Below are 18,415 nucleotides of genomic sequence, written 5' to 3' on the forward strand. Positions count from 1 at the left end.
ATCGCCCGAAAGCGTTGAATCCGACGCCGCTAACGTCTAGTTTGCAACCAGGATGCTGCCACAATGGTGATGGTCACCAGGGGCGATGCATGGGGGGGATCGGGAAGAGCAGGGCAGGGCGGTTGATTCCGGCCGTGTGTCCCTGTGTGCCCCCGCGAGCGTCGCATTTTTCGCACTTCGATCGATCCACCGATTCCGTCACCGTCGGCCGTCTGAATGAACACCGATTCCACCGAATACGATTTCCTTGATCCGCCGCTGCAGGCTGGCGAGATCGGTCGGTTGGGGCCTTATCGGATCGTGGCCGTTTTAGGAAAGGGCGGCATGGGGCAGGTGTTCCAGGCCGAAGATGGGCGGCTAAAGCGGACGGTGGCGTTGAAGGTGATGAACCAGCGTTTTGCTGCCACGCCGAACAGCCGAAAACGGTTTGTCGAAGAGGCTCGGTCGATGGCTGCTGTCCATCACGACAATGTGGCGACGATCTTCGAAGTGGGGCTTCACGAGGGGATGCCGTTTTTGGCGATGGAGTTGTTGAAGGGCCAGTCGTTGCTGGATCGCATCAAGAGTCAGCCGGTGTTTCCTTATCGCGATGTCATCCGCATCGCACGCGAAGTGTCTCAGGGGCTGGCCGCCGCGCACGCGTGCGGGATCATTCACCGGGATATCAAACCGGCCAACATCTGGCTGGAATCGCCTAGCGGTCGAGCCAAGATTTTGGATTTTGGATTGGCCGTGACTGGGCCGGACCACCTAGCACCCAAGGGCGCCGTTGTTGGCAGCCCAGGATATCTTTCGCCGGAACAGGCTCGTAACGAACCGCTGGACGATCGCACGGACCTGTATTCGTTGGGCGTTGTGCTGTATCAGCTGTGCTGTGGGAAGGTCCCGCTGCGTGTTCGATCGTTGATCGGGCAATTGGTTGCCATCATCTGTCGTGACATCGTGCCGCTGCGGCAGGTGAATCCTGATCTGCCGGCGCCGCTTTGCGAGTTGATTGAAACGCTGTTGAAAAAAGAGGCTCGGGATCGTCCCGATTCGGCCCTTCGATTGACTCAGTGGATCGACCGGGTCGACGCGATTTGCCAGGCCGAACAAACGATGGCAATCGACATCGTCGTTGACCCGGTAGCCGTCGGCGCTGGCAAGGCACCCGCATCGCCCGAGTCACGTTGGACGCGGCGTGGCCGTGATGGCGATCCCGGCGATGGCAGGGGCCGTGGGCCGGTCTTGGTTTGGGCGATCGGGGCGGCGATGGTTGTGGTGGCGATGCTGGGCATCGGTTGGTGGGGGATGTCTGGCACGACCACCGATAGGGGAGTCGATCAGCGGCCGCAGGCTTTGAAGCCGAAGGTCACCGTCATCACGTCGGCATCGCTGGCGCCACTGAAATTGTCACCGGTGATCGCAGGTTCGTCGCGAGTGGTGGCTGGCCAAGCAGCTCGATTTCAAATGCGTCTGGAGAACCAAGCGGTCAGTCCAGCGGCGGATCCCCGGTCCATCAATCAAGGGGCCAACGTCGCAGCCCAGATTGTGACGTATCTGAAGATCATCGACGCCGACAATCCAAACGTGATCGCGAGAAAGGCACCGACGTTTCCTCGCAAGGTATCGGCACGCCAACTGCCCAGTCCGGGACAGTTGGCCGAGATTGAAATCCAGTTTTTGACCGGCAGTTTGGCGCCGGCCGAATACGAAGTGACGTTCCAGTTGCAGACGCCGGGCGGCACCGAAGTCAGTGAAACCAAGTCGACTTTGACGATCGACGAGAACATCATCGAAAGCGATTTGTTGGGTTTCGAAACCGTTCGCACTCACGAAGGTCGCGGGGCCGATACCGTGGTCAGCAGTGCAGCGGACGAATCAATGGGTGGGGGGCCAATGTTGCAGGGATTGTTGACGACCCAAAAGGGGCAAGAGGTCCGCGACCATATCTATTTGCGATTCGATCTGGCCAAATTGGGGATCCCTCGTGACACCATCGATCGATCGGTGCTGATGATGACGATCGCCGGTGACGGGAATCCATCGAAGGATGAATTTCGGGTTTATGGCATCGACGATCCCGGGGCTTCGGATTGGGTGGAATCGGGCGACGGCTATCTGGACTGGCAGCATTCGCCGCTCCGCGATGGGATCGCTGGGCAATCTTTTTTGGGGCGGCTGACCTTTGACAATTCCGGCAACCATTTGAAAGATGCCGTGGATAAAATCAGGATGGTGGGCGAAGGGTTGGACGATTTTCTGCGTTCGGCCAACAGCGATCAGGTGACCATTGTGTTGCAGCGAACCAGTACGTCGAAGAAACCAACCTATTTTTGGTCCAGGGAGGGCAAACCCGAGGCGTCGCCGGCGCTTGCCGTGCGGCCGCGATCATGACGGCGGTTATCGCGTGGGGCCGCCGATCGGTTCTGGGATGCGGGGTGCCGCGGATGAGTGCCCGGGCGAATCGGGAATTGGGCGATTCGGGAATTGGGCGATTCGGGAATTGTGCGATTCGGGAATTGGGCGAATCCGGAATTGGGCGATTCGGGAATTGGGCCGATCGGGCATCGGACCAAGCAGCGTTCTGTCGCCATGGCCATCGTTTTTGGCCCGCTGACTTCCCACATCGAATATCGGACCAGTTAGACTAACCGCATGGCAGACGTAACCTCCACCGATTCTGGCCGCATCAGTTCGATCAACTTGGTGCGGTCCTCGCACCCCTGGACCCAGGCCGACAGCGCCGCGGGGTTTGTGCTGAGATATTTGTCACCGATGCGCCGACAGCTGACGGCGATCCTGGGGACCAGCGAATTGGCGGACGAAGCGTTGAAGCTATTGCTCGGGCATTTGGTCTCGGTGGGTTTCGGCGAACACAAGCGAGGTCGGTTGCGGGACTTTCTGTTGCGGGGGATTCGATCGGCGGCGAAAAGTTCGGTTGCGGAACTGCCCGAGGCAGCGCGACCGAAATTGAAACTGGACGAGGTCACGCTGGAATCCAAACAATGGCTTAGCTATTGGCGGGAAGGATTGTTGGAACGGGCTTGGCGATCGCTCGAACGCCAGGAACATTCGGATCCTCAGATGCCGGTGTACACGATTCTGCACGGGGCGACGAAGAGTTCGCCGTCGTCGCCATCGATGTTGGCCGTTCAGATCGCAAGCGAGACCGGGCTGAAGATTGACGAGTCACAGATTCAGAAGATCTTGGTCGAATCTCGTACCCTGTTTGCCCAGTTGATTGCCGACGAAGTGGCTGAAACGTTGGAAGATCCTTCGGGCGAAGATGTGAAACGCGAAATCGCTCAATTGGGGCTCGGAAAAGCGTTTGCTGGGATCAGCGTTTAACGTTTGGGGGCCGCGTTGGCAGCCATCGGTCGGACGCTGTCATCCATCGGAGGGACGCCGTGCCACCGGTGCCGGCGACAGTGGATCGCAAAGAAACGTCGAAAGTCTTCCCCCCAGATCTGCACTGGTCTGGAAAGATTGGTGGCGGGGGGCGACAATGGGGGTGCGGTTGCCGATCGTTTTTATCGTCTTCTGCATGGGCGGCTGGTCGTGACAGGATCATGCAGCCGTCGATCCCACCCCATCTCTCTCTCTGAACACGTTGGTGCCGCTGGGGTGCCAACGGAGGTCTATCGAATGCGATCTTTTTGCTTGTCGACCCGGTCTCGGCTGACACCTTTTGCGTTCACCTTCGCCGTGTTGGCGGTCGCGATTGCGATGCCCTGTTCGCTGGCCAACGCACAAGAAGCGTTGCTGGTCGACGAAGATGTGGTGATCGAAGAGATCGTCCAGCAGGTCATGACGCCGCTGAATGAGGATGGTCATTTGGTGGATTTCGGTCGCGATATCGCTCCCATTCTTCAAGTCCGATGCTTGGACTGTCACGGTCCCGAGGAAGCCAAGAACGATTTTCGTGTCGACGATCGCGAATTGATGATGGACTACATCGAACCGGAGGACGCCGAATCGAGCACGTTGTACGTCGACTACCTGACGATTGATGACGAGGACATGCTGATGCCACCGCGTGCCCACGGTGGTCCACTGACACCGTCGGAGTTGGCGTTGGTGCGAGTTTGGATCAACGAGGGCGCCGAGTGGCCCGAGGGCGTTTCATTGACCGACGCTTTGGACGCCGCCGAAGTGCCTGTTGCAGTGGTCGGTCCGACAACGTTGGTGGGGCGCGTTTGGGCGGCCCAGGGGTTTTTGCATCCGGCGACCGTTCACTTTCCGATCGCGCTGTTGATGTTGGGCGCAGGGTTTGTCGTTTTGGGGTGGAAGTGGCCAGCACTGGGGACCCAGATCCCGTTGGCGTGCCTGTTGATCGGGTCGGTGTCGGCGGTCGTGGCAACCGTGATGGGTTGGTCGTTTGCCGTCGAACAGGGCTATGGTTCGTGGAATCGATTTGATGCCGAGATGATGGAGAAAGAAGTTTTTTGGCACCGTTGGAGCGGCGTGATCGTTTCGATTTTGTCGATCGGCTTTGCCATCGTCGCACTCTTGTCGCTGCGTTCTGATCGGCCCCGATTGACGTTCACCTGGAAGTTGGGGCTGTTGATCTGTGCCGCAATTTGCGGGGCCGTCGGACATCAAGGTGGCGAAATGAGCTACGGCGAGGACTTCTATCCCAAGATGTTCCGAGTGTTGACGGGGACCAACGATATCCAGGCGTCCGCAGTCGAACCGGAAACCACCGAATCGCCGTAACGCGTGGCCGCCACCAGACACCCGTAGCGACTGTCGCCAAGACATTCGGGCACCCGTAGCGACTGTCGCCAAGACATTCGGTGTGTCGGTGGCGCGTGGCCGAAACTCTTGGCGAGTCTGGCTACGTTTGCGCTGGCGCCGCTGGCAGCAATCGGGATAGGGTTGTATTTTGGCGGCTGGTAATGCTCGTTCGCCTTTTCTCCGGATTCGGAATCCCTCGTGACATCGAAGCCAACCCACAAGAAAAAACGCCGCTCGAACCGTCGCCCCGCTGCATTGCCGGAGGATCGGTTCATCAATCGGGAACTGAGTTGGTTGGAATTCAATCAGCGGGTTCTTGATCAGGCGGATGATCCATCGCTGCCGCTGCTGGAACGGGCGAAGTTTTTAGCGATCACCAGTTCGAATTTGGATGAATTCGTGATGGTGCGTGTCGGTTCGCTGAAATTGCAGTACCAGCGTAATTCGCTGGTGCGTGATCCATCCGGGATGACCGTTGCCGAACAGTTGCAGGCGGTTGCCAGTCGCTGCAAGGCGATTGTGACGCGTCAGTACGATGTGTTCGAGTCGCTGGAACCCCATTTGGCGGACGCCGATATTCGGCGTATCGATCTGAACGATTGCAGCGATCGATGTTCGGAAACAGCGGATTCCCGATTCCACAGCGATGTTTTTTCGGTGTTGTCGCCGCAAGCGATCTTTTCCGAGCGGCCGTTCCCGCTGATTCAGGGGCTGGGCGTCCACGTGTGTGTGCGTTTGAAAGCGACAACAGTTGGTCCCGGTGATTCGGCCGACCGCAGCAAAGGCGATTCGGCCGAAGTCGCTGATCCATCCCCGGACCAAGTGGACAATCAGGACACCTCGGAAGCCCCCGAGTGGGACTTCGTGATCATTCCGCTCGGACGCACCCTGCCGCGGATGTTGCCCATGCCAAGCGACCGTGGGCATGCGTACGTGTTGTTGGAAGACTTGGTCAAGCACTACATCGAGGACTTTTTCCCGGGCCGCGAAGTGGTCGAATGCATCTCGTTCCGGATCACCCGCAATGCCGATGTCGAACTTCGCGAAGATTCGGCGGCCGATCTGATGGTCGGCATGGAAGACGTCTTGGAAAGTCGCCGGCAATCGCGACCGGTGCGTTTGGAATACAGCGATGGGGCCAGTGATCCCATGCTGGCCTTCTTATCCGAAAAGATGTCACTGCGTAGCGAGGATTTGTTTGCCATCGGTGGTCCGTTGGACCTGACGTACCTGTTCACGCTGCATGGTCTAGAAGGGTTCGACGCGCTTCGGGACGAGCCTTGGCCGGCCCAGGGAAGCCCCGGTATCGATCCGGCGGAATCCATGTTCGCGACCATTGCCGCGGGCGACCTGTTGATGGTGCATCCCTACGAACGATTCGATCCCGTCGTGCGGATGATCGAAGAAGCGGCCAACGACCCGGATGTCCTGGCCATCAAACAGGTCCTGTACCGAACCAGTCGCAACAGTCCGATCGTCGCCGCGTTGATGCGTGCAGCCGAACACGGCAAATACGTATCGGTCATCGTCGAATTGAAGGCTCGGTTTGACGAGGCTCGCAACATCGAGTGGGCACGCGAGATGGAACAGGCAGGCGTCCAGGTGATCTACGGCATTCGCGGGCTGAAGACGCATGCCAAGGTCTGCATCATCGTGCGTCGCGAACCGCAGGGGATTGTTCGCTATCTGCATTTCGGGACCGGAAACTACAACGAAGTCACCGCGAACCTATACAGCGATGTGTCGCTGCTAACGTGCAACGAAGAACTCGGCGGCGATGCGACGTCTTTCTTCAACTGCGTCACGGGAGCCAGTCAGCCACAGCAGTTGCAGCATCTGGCATCCGCGCCGATCACGCTTCGTAAACGTGTGCTGGAGTTGATCGAGGGCGAAATGATCCGTGCCCAAGCCGGCCAACGGGGCGAGATCGTGGCCAAACTAAACGCATTGGTCGATACGCAAATCATCGACGCTCTCTATCGGGCCAGCCAAGCGGGCGTGAAAATCTTGCTGAACATTCGCGGCGTCTGCTGTTTGAAGCCCGGCGTCAAAGGGCTTAGCGAAACGATCCAGGTGGTGTCCATCGTGGATCGTTATCTGGAACACGCACGGGTGGTCCTGTTCCGACACGGCGGTGACGAAGAACTGTATATCAGCAGCGCCGATTGGATGCCCCGCAACCTCGATCGCCGCGTCGAATTGTTGATCCCGGTGGACGACGAATCGTGCCGCAAAAAATTGAAAGAGACTCTGCGGACCTATTTCAAGGACACCACCAACACCTGGGTGATGCAATCCACCGGAAGCTATCAGCGGATGGAAGCGGGCGACACCAAGTATCGATCCCAGAAGGTGCTGTATGATCGCACCTGCAAGGTCATGAAGTTGCAGCGGCAAAGTCGGTTGACGCGTTTTGAAACTCACGAACCACGTGGATCCGAGTAATTCCAGTCATCCAAGACGCAGACCCATTTGAAAGGTGTTGATTTGAATTCTTGGACGCTTCGATACTGGCAGTCGTTTTCGTTTGTAGGTTTGGTTGTCGCGACGATCTTTTTTTGCGGGTCGGTGACACCGTCGCTATTGCCCCGGCCGTATTTTGTGCAAGGAATTCTGTCTGGGTTTTCGTTGGCGATCGGCTACGGCGTTGGCGTCGCGTTGGTGTGGTTGTGGATGTTTCTGGAATTGCCCAAGCCAAGCGAAAAGCTGGAACTTCGGTCCAAACAATTCACGGTGGTCTGCGTTGCGTTGGTGTTTGTGGCCTCGGTGTGGCGGGCGACGTTCTGGCAGAACTCCATTCGTCAACGGATGGAGATGCCACCGCTTGAAACGGCTGACCCGTACCGTTTCTTTCTGATTTCGATCGTCGTGGCGTGTTTGATGGTCGCTGTGCTGCGGGCACTGCTGCGTGGCTGCGCCAGGTTAACGGTGCGTCTAGAAAGATACGTTCCGCCCCGCATTGCAGCCATGGTCAGCATGGTCGTGATTTCGACGTTGACGATCTTGGTTGCCAACGGCGTCGTCGCTCGCGGCTTGCTGGCGCTAGCCGATCAGACGTTTTCGAACGCCGATGAATTGATCGACGAGGGAATTGCCCAACCGTCCGAACCGCTGGCGTGTGGCAGTGTCGAATCGAATGTGCCGTGGGATTCCATCGGTCGGCAGGGAAAGAACTTTATCGCAGGCGGCCCCACGAAGCAGTCGATCAGCGAGTTCACCGGCGACGATGCGAAGACACCGCTGCGGGTTTATGTTGGTGTCCGGTCGGCCGAAGACGAAGAACAGCGAGCCGCATTGGCCGTCCAAGAATTGAAACGGGTTGGCGGATTTGATCGTAAAATCCTAGTGGTTGCGACGCCTACCGGGACCGGATGGTTGGATCAGGGAGCGGTGGACACGTTGGAATACATGCACGATGGCGACACCGCGATCGTCAGCACGCAGTATTCGTATCTTCCTAGCTGGATCACGATCTTGGTCGATCCGTCGTGTTCCAGGCGGTCGGCAACGGCTCTGTTCGACCAAGTCTATGCTCACTGGACAACACTGCCCAAAGACGATCGCCCACAGTTGCATCTGTTTGGTCTAAGTCTGGGATCGTTCGGTTGCGAAGACACCGCGAACTTGTTGAAGACGTTTCAGGATCCGATTCAAGGGTCGGTGAAAAGCGGTCCGCCATTTCCAAGCACTCGCTGGGCATCGATCGTGTCGGAGCGAAACCCCGGTTCAAGCGTTTGGTTGCCGACGTTTCGCGATGGTTCGATGATCCGATTCACGTCGCAACAGAATCGTCTGGAAAGCGGCAAAGCATGGGGGCCGATTCGGGACGTTTACATTCAACATGCCAGTGATCCGATGGTTTGGTTTTCACCATCGTTGGCTTGGCATCGCCCTGCGTGGCTGAACGATCCACGCGGTCCCGACGTGTCACCCCAACTGCGTTGGTATCCGATCGTGACGTTCCTGCAGATCGCGTTCGACCTGCCGATGGCGACTAGCGTTCCGATTGGCTACGGCCACAACTACGCACCGGCGAACTACATCGACGCCTGGATGGCCGTGACTGACCCGCCAAGCTGGGAACCCGACGACGTGACCCGGTTGAAGAACCAGTTTGCTCCGTCGGCACCCTGAAGGACGCCGCCAACGGTTTGTCGATTGAGTCGAACTTTCCACGGCCATGGTGAGCCGCTGGCGGTGCGGTCACGGGCACGGGCACGGGGATTCCCGGCCGCTTACGCGATCGCGGCTCACCTAAGCGACAAACTCTTGACGAGTCCCGCGACGGAAAATCACGCCGGTGCATCCGGGCGCTACAGGATCGAACCGGCTCGATAGGCAGCAGCGTCGGGATGCTGATTGACGATCGCTTCGACCTTTTGGATGACCTTGGCGACTTGTGACGTGGCGTTGCCGACAAATTCGCTGGGGGCACCGATGGCGGCTCGCAAAGTCGCCTCGTCCATCGGGATCCGATCATCGGCGGCCAGTCGTTCGATCAGATCGTTGTCGTCCCCGCCTTGTTCTCGCATCGCAAGTGCTGCGGCGACGGCGTGTTCCTTGATCGCCTCGTGTGCGGTTTCGCGTCCCACACCGGCTTTGACGGCTGCCACTAGGATCTTGGTGGTCGCAAGGAACGGAAGGAATCGATTCATTTCGCGGGCGATGACCGCGGGGTAGGCGCCGAAGTCGACCAGCACCGTCAGGAATGTTTCCATTTGTCCGTCGATGGCCAAGAAAGCGTCTGGGATCGCGATCCGGCGAACCACACTGCAGCTGACATCGCCTTCGTTCCACTGGTCGCCCAGCAGGCCACCGACCATCGATAGATAGCCTCGCAGGATGACGCTGAAACCGTCGATTCGCTCGGCCGATCGGGCGTTCATCTTGTGTGGCATCGCGGACGAACCGACTTGGCCAGGTTTGAATCCTTCGGTGGCCAGTTCGGCGCCCGCCATCAGCCGCAGGGTGCGTGCAAAGTTGGCGGGGGCAGAGGAAAGCTGTACCAGTGCGGAAACGACGTCAAAGTCCAACGATCGGGGGTAAACCTGCCCGACGGATTCAAAGCATCCCGAAAAGCCAAGACGCTTGGAAATTCGTTCGTCCAGTTGGGCCAGTTTGGAAGTATCGCCTTCGAACAGGTCCAGCATGTCCTGTTGGGTGCCGACCGGTCCCTTGATTCCTCGCAGCGGATAGCGAGCCAGCAGATCCTCGGTGCGGTTCAGTCCGATCAGCAATTCTTCGGCAATCGATGCCAGTCGTTTGCCGACGGTGGTGACCTGAGCCGGGACATTGTGGCTGCGACCGGCGATGGCCAGATCGGAAAATTCGGCGGCACGCTGTGCGATCATTCCCAAGGCGGCGATCGTGCGGTCGCGAACCAGGACCAGGGCGGTGCGGATTTGCAGCTGTTCGACGTTCTCGGTCAGGTCGCGGGATGTCATTCCCTTGTGGATATGTTCGTGTCCGGCCAACGCATTGAATTCTTCGATGCGGGCTTTGACGTCGTGTCGGGTGACGCGTTCGCGGGCGTCGATTGAGTGCAAATCGACCTGATCGACGACGGCGCGATAGGCTTCGATGACACCGGCCGGAATGGCGACTCCCAAATCGGCTTGTGCTTCCATCACCGAGATCCAAAATTCTCGCTCCAGCACGACTTTCCCGGCCGGAGACCAGATCTTGACCATTGCATCGCTGGCGTAACGGGATGCGAGCACGTTGGGGATATCGACCGACACGGTGGGATCCTGGTGGGAATCGAGAAAACGGCGGAGACAGGGCATCGAGCCTGCCGAAAATGTCTTGGTAGCCGAAAATGTAATGGACTGGCTTCGAATCGCCACCTGCCCGTCATTTTGGCTTTTTGGCGGATCTGGTCGACGAAGATGGCAATTCGAGCCGCTTCCGACGTACCATTCTGCTGACCCGTTCCCCCACATCGGAGGGTGGCCGGGTGTTTATGCTGCTTGTTTGTTCTTTGTCGCAGGGCAAACTGTTGACGAGAATCCGCTGGATCGGGGCAAAGCCGGCGTTTCGGCCTGAAAACGAGTTCGATAACATACGGGTCGGTCACAACAGCGTTATTCGCTGATTTGACCGCCAATAAATTGTCTAAAGCACCGGATTTTGAATGTTCACCCAGATTGGTCTTCCGCGTCGTCGAGCCATTCGTCGATCGGTTTTTGTTTGCTTGCAGGTCCTGGCGGGGATCCTGGTTGCCAGTCATTCGATGTCGTCGAGCGTCGTCGCACAGGATGCCGGTATCGATGCAGCAGCCCCGGATGCCGTGAATGGGGCCAATCCAGCGATTGCCTATGCACCGGCGATCAGCCTGCTGCCCGATTCGGTCGCTGGGTTGGTGCGTGTGCCAGACCTGCCCGGATTTTGCAAAGCTTGGGAAACCACCAACATGGGCAGGTTGCTGGACGATCCGGCCATGCAACCTTTCATCGAAGCCCGACGTGATCGTGCCAAAGACTATCTGCAATCGCTCGGCAACAAGGTCGGTCTGCATTTAGAAGATCTTTACGAGATCGCATCGGGCGAGGCCGTCTTTGCTTGGTTGCCTTTCGAAAAAGACAATCGTCGCCCATTCGCCATTTGCGTAGTTGCGGATATCCGCGGACGCCGAGCCAAGGCTGACGAGGTCATGGCGACCTTGGACAAGGACCTGAAGGCTGGGGGCTGGATCCGCAGCGATGTCCAGCACCGCGGGGAAGCCGTCCGAATTTACGACACCAAGCCCAAGCCCGGGCAGTTGAAGGTCGAACAGATTGCGATCACGTTGAACGATGCTCGGATCATTGCCGCCGATCGCGACACCGTTGTCACCGATCTGTTGGATGCAATCGCGGGTTCTCCCAAAGGTCCAGCGATCAACAAAGCAGAAGACTTTCGCACCGTGCTGACCCGATCGGCTCGCGAGATCAGTGGTCCCGCCAAGGAAAGCGGCGGAAGTTTGGCGTTTGAATGGTTTGCACGCCCGTTTCAAATGGGACGGATCGTTCGCGAATCGCTGGACATCGATCGGGGCAACCAAGTCGATGTGATCAAGTTGCTGCAGAACCAAGGGTTCGACGCGATCAAAGCGGCCGGTGGGATCGCGATCATGGCGGGCGATCCGTTTGATTTGCTGCACAAGGGTTACATCCTGGCCCCGCCGGTCACCAGCGAGCCCGATAAATACAAAATGGCTGCTCGGATGTTGCAGTTTGTGAACCAGCCGTTGGCCGAACTGCCGACTTGGATCCACGATGATGTGGCCAGTGTCAGCCGCGTGAACCTGCGGATCGAAGAAGCCTTCTGGGCGGCCGAGACATTGGTCAACGAAGCCTTCGGCGACGAAATCTTTCGTGACATCATCGACGGCATTCGTGAAGACGAAGTCGGCCCCCAAATCGACTTGGCCAAGAACGTGTTGCCCAACTTGGATGACCACGTCTTGTTGATGACCGACAACACATTGCCCGCCGAAATTCATTCCGAACGGATGTTGGTTGCCATTCGCGTTTCGGACGCAGCGGCCATCAAACTGGCCGTCAAAAAGGCCATGGAAGTGGAACCAGACGCAAGCCGGATGGATGTGTTGCCCGGTGTCGAAATTTGGCGGGTTCAACGCGGGGAAGGGACCGACGATTTTGATGCGGAATTGTTCGGCGACTTAGCGATCGAAGACGAAGAGGAAACCGACGAACCGCCGCCATTGTTGGACCACTGGGCCATCGCATTGGTCGAAAAAGGCCCGGGGTCGGATTCGCCTTACCTGATGTTTTCCAGCCACCCCGAATTTCTGGTCGAAACCGCCAAGCGGATTCAAGAGGGAACTCCCGGCGGCTTGGGCAGCATGCCACGTGTCGTCGCGGTCACCGGTGCGATGAAAAAACTAGGGGCCGGTTCGGTTGCGCTGGACCGTTTGGTGCGAACCAAGTTGTCGTTGCGAGTGAAGTACCAATTGCTTCGTGAAGGTCGTTTGAAAGATAGCGACACCCTGTTGGCGTCGTTGATTCGACGCGCGGTCGAAGACGCCGATGGCGAAGAACTTGAATCCGGCGATGTCGGCAAGTTGCCGCCACTGAAGCAGATCGAACAGTATCTGCCCGAAGCCGGTGGGTACATGGAAACTCACGAAGATGGATGGGGCCTGACAGGTTTTCTGTTGAAGTAGCCCGTCGGCACCATCACGAACGATCGTTTCAGCATCAGCGGAGCCGAGCGGTGTACTTCCAAAGTTTCCTGCCGTCGCTCTGCTTGGGTTGCCTGCTGACGTTCGCCCTGGGGGGCTGCTCCGGACGCGATCGTGAAACGACCGAAACCGGCGACGTTCGGGCCGCCGATCGGGCTGACGATCGGGCCGACGTTCGCGGCCAACCGAACGCTGCCGCCGGTGATTCTTCTGCCACATCGCCTGGGGATTCCGACCCCGCGAATGCGATGGCTGCGGTCGCGGCGGCATTGCGGGACAACCGTTTGGACCAAGCCGAGACGTTGCTGCGATCTCGGTTGATCCAGGCTCCCGACGATCTGCAGGCCGCTGCGTTGATCGGCGAAGTGTTGGTCCGCCGCGGTGATTTCGGCGGGGCGATCGAGTGGATCGATGGGCTGGTTGTGGACCACCCCGACCAGCGGGATGCGTTGCAAGCCGAAGCGGCAGAGATCGCGCTAGAGGCCGGCGATGATCAGCAGGCCATCGACCGATTCAACGATCTGGTCCGCCGCAGGCCTGATTTTACGGCCGCCCGATCCCGGTTGGCAGAAGTGCTGAACCAGCGAGGGTTTCGGTTCGATGGCAACCAGCAGCTGCGTCGCTTGATGGCCCTGCAGCCGATCGGCAAGCAGCAGTGGGTCGCGATCATCCACCCGATGCAGCCCTATGCCACGTTCACCGAGAAGCCTGACATCCACGATGCTGATCAGTTGGCACGCGTGGGGGTGATGAGTGTGGTGGCCGCACTGCGGTCTCGTAACGATCGCGTCGAGGCGCTGCAGTGTCTTCGGGAATCCGACTTGGTTGCCAACCGGAACCCGGCTGCCGTCGCGATGCTGGGACTGCTGTTTGCCGAGACTCAGGACAACGCGGCCGTCCAGGATTGGTTGGCCACCGCCGAACCGGCGACGGCACAGTACCCCGCATTTTGGATGGCGGCCGGTATGTGGTTGGCCGCTCAGCGAGACGACGCAGCGATCGACTGCTTTGTTCAGGCTTTGCGACTGGAACCGGGCAGTTTGGACGCGTGGAACAATTTGATTGCTGCGTTGGGAGTCGCCGGTGACTCGGCGGCGATCAAGATCGCCCAACAACACCGCCAACAGGTCACCGAAATGCGTTTCCTGGTCGGCCAGTGGGCGTCGCATGGAAATGGCGGCAGCGACCCCCAGTTGATTCAACGCATGACCGAACTGCTAAGTGGTAGCGGGCGTCCGATGGAATCGGTAGCGTGGCAGGAAACTGCGATCGCCGCGGTGGCGCCGGGGGCACCCCAGTTGCAGACGCTTGCCGCCTACAAGTCCAAGGTTCTGAAGCGGTTTCCCGATGGCCGCGATCCGTCGATTTGGTTGGCGGGATTGAATGCCGAATCTCGATCGATCGATGGCTTCATGGCGACCTGGCAACGAATGCGAACCAGCCATGTGCCGACGGTGCAGGGCAGGGCAGGGGACTCGGTTGACCAGGCCGATGCACCCATCCAGCGGCCCGTGATGGTGGGCGTGGCGAAGCAGTCGGGATTGACGTTCCGGCATCAAAATGCAGATCCGTCGATCCAACGTGAATTCCGCCTCTTTGAACCACTTGGCAGCGGCGTGGCCTGCCTGGACTATGACTGTGATGGGCAGGTTGATTTTTACTTTGCCCAAGCCGGAACCAACGTGCCGGATGTCGAAAGTTCGGTTGGCAACCAACTGTTTCGGCAATCCGATGGTGAGTTTTTGGAACAAAGCGTTGCATCGGAGTCGGGTGATTTTCGTTGGTCGACTGCCGTCACCAGTGGAGATTGGAATCAGGATGGTTTTGCCGATCTGGTCGTCGGAAGCTTGGGCCAGAACCTGCTGCTGATCAATCAAGGCGACGGTACGTTTTTGCGCCGGACGTTTGATTCGGTGGACCAACAGGGCAACCCTGAATCGGTGGATCCGATGTCGACGATGGGTTTGGCGATCGCGGACGTGACCGGCGATCTGTTGCCAGACGTGATCGAAGTGAACTATGTCGACGACTCGCGATCCCTGGATCCGATTCAACGAGACTCTCGTGGGCAACCGTTGACGTTGCCCGGACCGCTGCATTTCAAGCCAGCGGTCAATCGGGTCTTTGTGTCCCAAGGCGATGGTCGAATGGACGCCCAGGTGCTGCCCGGAGAAAGCACGGCGTTGGGTTTGATCGTGACGGACATCGATGGGGACCGCCAAGGCGATATCTTCATCGCCAATGACCAACGTGCGAACCATTGGCACAGCCATCACATGCTTGCCGACGGCACCCCGGTTTGGACCGATCAGGCGATCCTAGCGGGGTTGGGGTACGGGCCCGGCGGTAAACCGACGGCGTGCATGGGAATCGCGGCCGCCGATTTTGATCACAATGGCAATCTCGATTTGCACGTTACGAACTTCATGGATGAATGGTCCAATTTGTATCTGCAGCAGGCCGCGGGCGGATTCGTTGATTCGGCGGTCGCCTACCAGATCGACAAGGCGTCGGTTCGGATGCTGGGGTTTGGGACACAGGCGATCGATTACGACAACAATACGAGCTGGGATTTGATCGTTGGCAACGGCCACATCGAAGACTTCCGCAGCGCCGGAAAAGCGTTCGAAATGCCGACCCAAATTTTGGCGTTTGCCGGTGGCAAATTTGTGGCGGTGGATCCCGCTGGCGATGATCCGTTTTGGAAGACGGACCGATTGGCGCGAGCGGTGGCCAAGTGCGATTGGAATCGCGACGGTCGGACCGACATCGTCCTGACGGAAATGAATGGCGATGCCGAGCTGCTGGAAAACCGCACTCCCGCGGCCAATCGATTCCTGCAGATCGAACTGGCAGGGGTTCACTGCGAGCGAGATGCGATCGGCGCGAAGGTCAGTGTCCAGACCGACCAAGGCGAATGGTCCCAGTGGGTCCAGACCGGCGACGGATACCTCTGCAAGAACGAATCGCTGTTGATGTTCGGGTTGGGGGGATCCAACCGGATCGTTCGCGTCGCAGTGGCTTGGCCCGGAAAATCGCCGACGGGTTCAGCAAGGACTGAGAATGAAGCGCCTGAAAACAGTGCGTCTGGATTTGCAGAACCCGAGATCTTTGACGATGTCGCAATCGACCAGCGCGTTCTGTTGATTGAAGGCGCTGGCCGAGTTTGGCAGCGATAGGTGTTGGCCGTCGGCGGGCCGAGCGACCGTTGGCTCTATTCGGTACCGACCGCTTCGCGGACCGCTGGCAGCACTCGGTTCTGGACGTCTTCCAAGGTGCCTTCTAGGAACGCGCCTGCGGCCGCTTTGTGGCCACCGCCGCCGAACAGTTGAGCGATTTCGTTGCTGTCCATCGCACACCGGCTGCGGAAGCTGAGTTTAAAACCTCCGCGGAGTTGTTCAACGAAAATAACCGCCGCTTTGGCACCTTCGACCGCAAGCGTCAGGTTGATCGCATCCTCGGTATCGCTGGGCAGGGCACCGGTGGCTTCGAAGTCTTCTTTCTTGACGTAGGTGTGCATCAACCGCCCGTCCAATTCGGATTGGGTGCGGGACAGGATGGTGCCGCGAAGACGTAGTCGGCCGATGGTATCGCGTTCGTAAAGATCGCCGTAGATTTCGCAGGGCATGACGCCGGCATCGATCAGCCGCGCGATGACACGAAAGGTTTCTGAACTGACACTTGGGAAACGGAACCAGCCGGTGTCGGTGGCGATTGCCGCGAACAGGGGCATGCCCATGGTGCGTGTCACGGGGACGCCCAGGGCGTCGGCAGCTTGGACCACGAGGTGACCGGTCGCTTCGGCTTGATAGTCCTTGTACATCGTCGCCCCCAGGTCGTCTTCGCCGACGTGGTGGTCCAGCACGATCTTGTCGCACGATGCTGCGCGAATGACATCGCCCATGTCACCCAGTTGGGCCCATGCGCTGGTGTCCAAAATCATGATGCAGTCGCACGAAATGTCTTCGGCTTCGACATGATCGCCCAGTACTTCGATGCCTTCGGCGGGATCTAGGAACTGCAGCGCCGGCGGAGTTCGGTGGGCGTTGATGATGCGAACGGTCTTCCCGATGGTTCGCAGCACTTCGGCCATCCCGAGCTCGCTGCCCAGTGCGTCGCAGTCAGGCCGAATGTGGCTGACCAAGACGAAGGATTCGTAGTGGCTGATTTGATTGGTAAAGGCTTTCCAGTTGACGCCCATGAAGATCTGATCCTGATTTGGCTGGCACTGCAAACGGTTTCAACGTTCGGTCAGTTGGTGGCGAATGGTTTGAATGTCGTGTTGGATTTGATCGACCAAGGCTGCCGGCGAATCAAATTTAATGATTTCGCGGGTTCTAGCAACGAAGTCGACTGATAGCGATTGGCCATACAGATCCACATCGTAGTCGATCAGATGAATCTCGACCTTGGTCGATTGATTATCGTCAAAGGTCGGGTTGGGGCCGATGTGGATCGCCGCAGGACAGAATTCGTCGTCCGTAGCAGCGAATGGGAGTTTAGCGGCAGTCGATTGTGATGCAGGGGAGGGAAGGGGATTCCACGCTGCGGATGGGGGATTCATCCGAACTTGGCCTGCGTACACGCCCGGTGCCGGAACTTGGCCGTCGATCTGGCTCAGATTGGCGGTCGGAAATCCGATCGTCCGTCCGCGTCCCTGGCCTGCGACAACCGTTCCACGGATGCGGTAGGGGCGACCGAGCAACGCGGTGGCCTGGTCAACGTCGCCTGAATCCAACAGCCGCCGGATCCGTGTGCTGCTGACCATTTCACCGTCCATCGTCGTCGGATGGGCAATTTGCAGCTGGATGCCGTCGGGACTCGATAGCGTTTTCAGCGTTTCGATGCTGCCTTCGCGTCCTCGGCCGAAGAAGAAATTGGGCCCTTCAACGATTCCTTTGGCGTCCAGTGCACCGCGGATCAGCGATTGATAGAACTGGTCAGCGGTCAACCGCAGCAGCCCATCGGTGGTATCGCAGACGACCAGTGCGTCGATACCCAGGGGATGCATCAGTTCGGCCCTGCGGCTGATCGACGTCAACCGGGGTGGGGCGTGCTCGGGCCGCAGGACGGTCGCCGGGTGCGGGTCTAGGACTACCGCGACGGCTGGGCCACCGACCTGGTCGGCAAGTTTGCGGACTTGCCGAAGCAGCGCCGCATGGCCGATGTGGACACCGTCAAAGTTGCCGATCGTGATCGCCCCGCCATGCAATCGCCCCAACGCCCGATGCTGGGCGATGTCGGTGACATTGGCGAGCGGAACGATCTGCGTCACAAGAAAGCAAGCGGCGGTGAAGGGCAGGGGACCCGGCAACAGGATGCTGTCGGCCCCAAATTATGCACGGCTTCCCCGATTGCTTCTAGCCTGCACAGTTTTGTGCCTCCACGGCCGGCCACCGATCGCTCAATGGGTGGGGCATTCGGGTCCGTCGTGCCGCCGACGGGCCGAAGAACAGTCTGCGGAATGCGGGGCAGGGTAGGCCGGTGATGGGGGCCTGACGCTGCGATGTC

General features: G+C 58.8%; 10 protein-coding genes. 7 read left to right on the top strand and 3 right to left on the bottom strand.

Features of this window, described 5'->3' with window-relative positions; genetic code table 11:
• Positions 1-216: 216 nt before the first annotated feature.
• The 5 genes from K227x_RS04150 (at position 217) to K227x_RS04170 (ending at position 8,853) form a co-directional block, all read left to right on the top strand.
• The gene (locus tag K227x_RS04150) at positions 217-2,376 is read left to right on the top strand and encodes a serine/threonine-protein kinase (protein ID WP_145168202.1); all 2,160 of its coding nucleotides are present in this window, start codon (positions 217-219) and stop codon (positions 2,374-2,376) included.
• A 261-nt stretch (positions 2,377-2,637) separates the two neighbouring features.
• The gene (locus K227x_RS04155; RefSeq protein WP_145168203.1) at positions 2,638-3,330 is read left to right on the top strand and encodes a hypothetical protein; all 693 of its coding nucleotides are present in this window, start codon (positions 2,638-2,640) and stop codon (positions 3,328-3,330) included.
• Between the two features lie 297 nt (positions 3,331-3,627).
• A complete protein-coding gene (locus K227x_RS04160; RefSeq protein WP_315854338.1) occupies positions 3,628-4,698 on the top strand; it encodes a c-type cytochrome domain-containing protein in 1,071 nt (356 codons plus the stop codon).
• A gap of 219 nt (positions 4,699-4,917) precedes the next feature.
• Entirely contained in the window at positions 4,918-7,164 is a 2,247-nt protein-coding gene (gene ppk1, locus K227x_RS04165) for a polyphosphate kinase 1 (RefSeq protein ID WP_145168204.1), read from the top strand.
• A gap of 42 nt (positions 7,165-7,206) precedes the next feature.
• Positions 7,207-8,853 carry an alpha/beta hydrolase gene (locus K227x_RS04170; RefSeq protein ID WP_246146493.1) on the top strand — a complete coding sequence of 549 codons (1,647 nt, stop codon included), beginning with the start codon at positions 7,207-7,209 and terminating at the stop codon, positions 8,851-8,853.
• 179 nt (positions 8,854-9,032) lie between these two features.
• Here K227x_RS04170 and purB read toward each other — a convergent pair whose 3' ends face one another.
• Positions 9,033-10,460: an adenylosuccinate lyase gene (purB, locus tag K227x_RS04175; protein ID WP_246146494.1), complete on the bottom strand. Its 1,428-nt coding sequence runs from the start codon at positions 10,458-10,460 to the stop codon at positions 9,033-9,035.
• 392 nt (positions 10,461-10,852) lie between these two features.
• Here purB and K227x_RS04180 point away from each other — a divergent pair, with 392 nt between their 5' ends.
• Positions 10,853-12,886, top strand: coding sequence for a membrane or secreted protein (locus K227x_RS04180; RefSeq protein WP_145168207.1), 2,034 nt, complete (start codon positions 10,853-10,855; stop codon positions 12,884-12,886).
• Positions 12,887-12,936: 50 nt separating this feature from the next.
• Positions 12,937-16,083, top strand: a complete 3,147-nt coding sequence (locus tag K227x_RS04185; protein ID WP_218933765.1) for an FG-GAP-like repeat-containing protein — start codon at positions 12,937-12,939, stop codon at positions 16,081-16,083.
• A 35-nt stretch (positions 16,084-16,118) separates the two neighbouring features.
• On the opposite strand, the gene K227x_RS04190 is transcribed toward K227x_RS04185, so the two are convergent.
• Positions 16,119-17,105, bottom strand: a complete 987-nt coding sequence (locus K227x_RS04190; protein WP_145168209.1) for a DHH family phosphoesterase — start codon at positions 17,103-17,105, stop codon at positions 16,119-16,121.
• Between the two features lie 39 nt (positions 17,106-17,144).
• Positions 17,145-18,179, bottom strand: a complete 1,035-nt coding sequence (locus K227x_RS04195; protein WP_246146495.1) for a bifunctional riboflavin kinase/FAD synthetase — start codon at positions 18,177-18,179, stop codon at positions 17,145-17,147.
• Positions 18,180-18,415 lie beyond the last annotated feature (236 nt).

It is taken from the genome of Rubripirellula lacrimiformis (assembly GCF_007741535.1).
In the GTDB taxonomy this organism is placed as follows: domain Bacteria; phylum Planctomycetota; class Planctomycetia; order Pirellulales; family Pirellulaceae; genus Rubripirellula; species Rubripirellula lacrimiformis.

Coding starts and splice junctions, on each gene's coding strand:
- K227x_RS04150 (WP_145168202.1), top strand. CDS start 217: ATGAACACCGATTCCACCGAATACGATTTCCTTGATCCGCCGCTGCAG.
- K227x_RS04155 (WP_145168203.1), top strand. CDS start 2,638: ATGGCAGACGTAACCTCCACCGATTCTGGCCGCATCAGTTCGATCAAC.
- K227x_RS04160 (WP_315854338.1), top strand. CDS start 3,628: ATGCGATCTTTTTGCTTGTCGACCCGGTCTCGGCTGACACCTTTTGCG.
- K227x_RS04180 (WP_145168207.1), top strand. CDS start 10,853: ATGTTCACCCAGATTGGTCTTCCGCGTCGTCGAGCCATTCGTCGATCG.
- K227x_RS04190 (WP_145168209.1), bottom strand. CDS start 17,105: ATGGGCGTCAACTGGAAAGCCTTTACCAATCAAATCAGCCACTACGAA.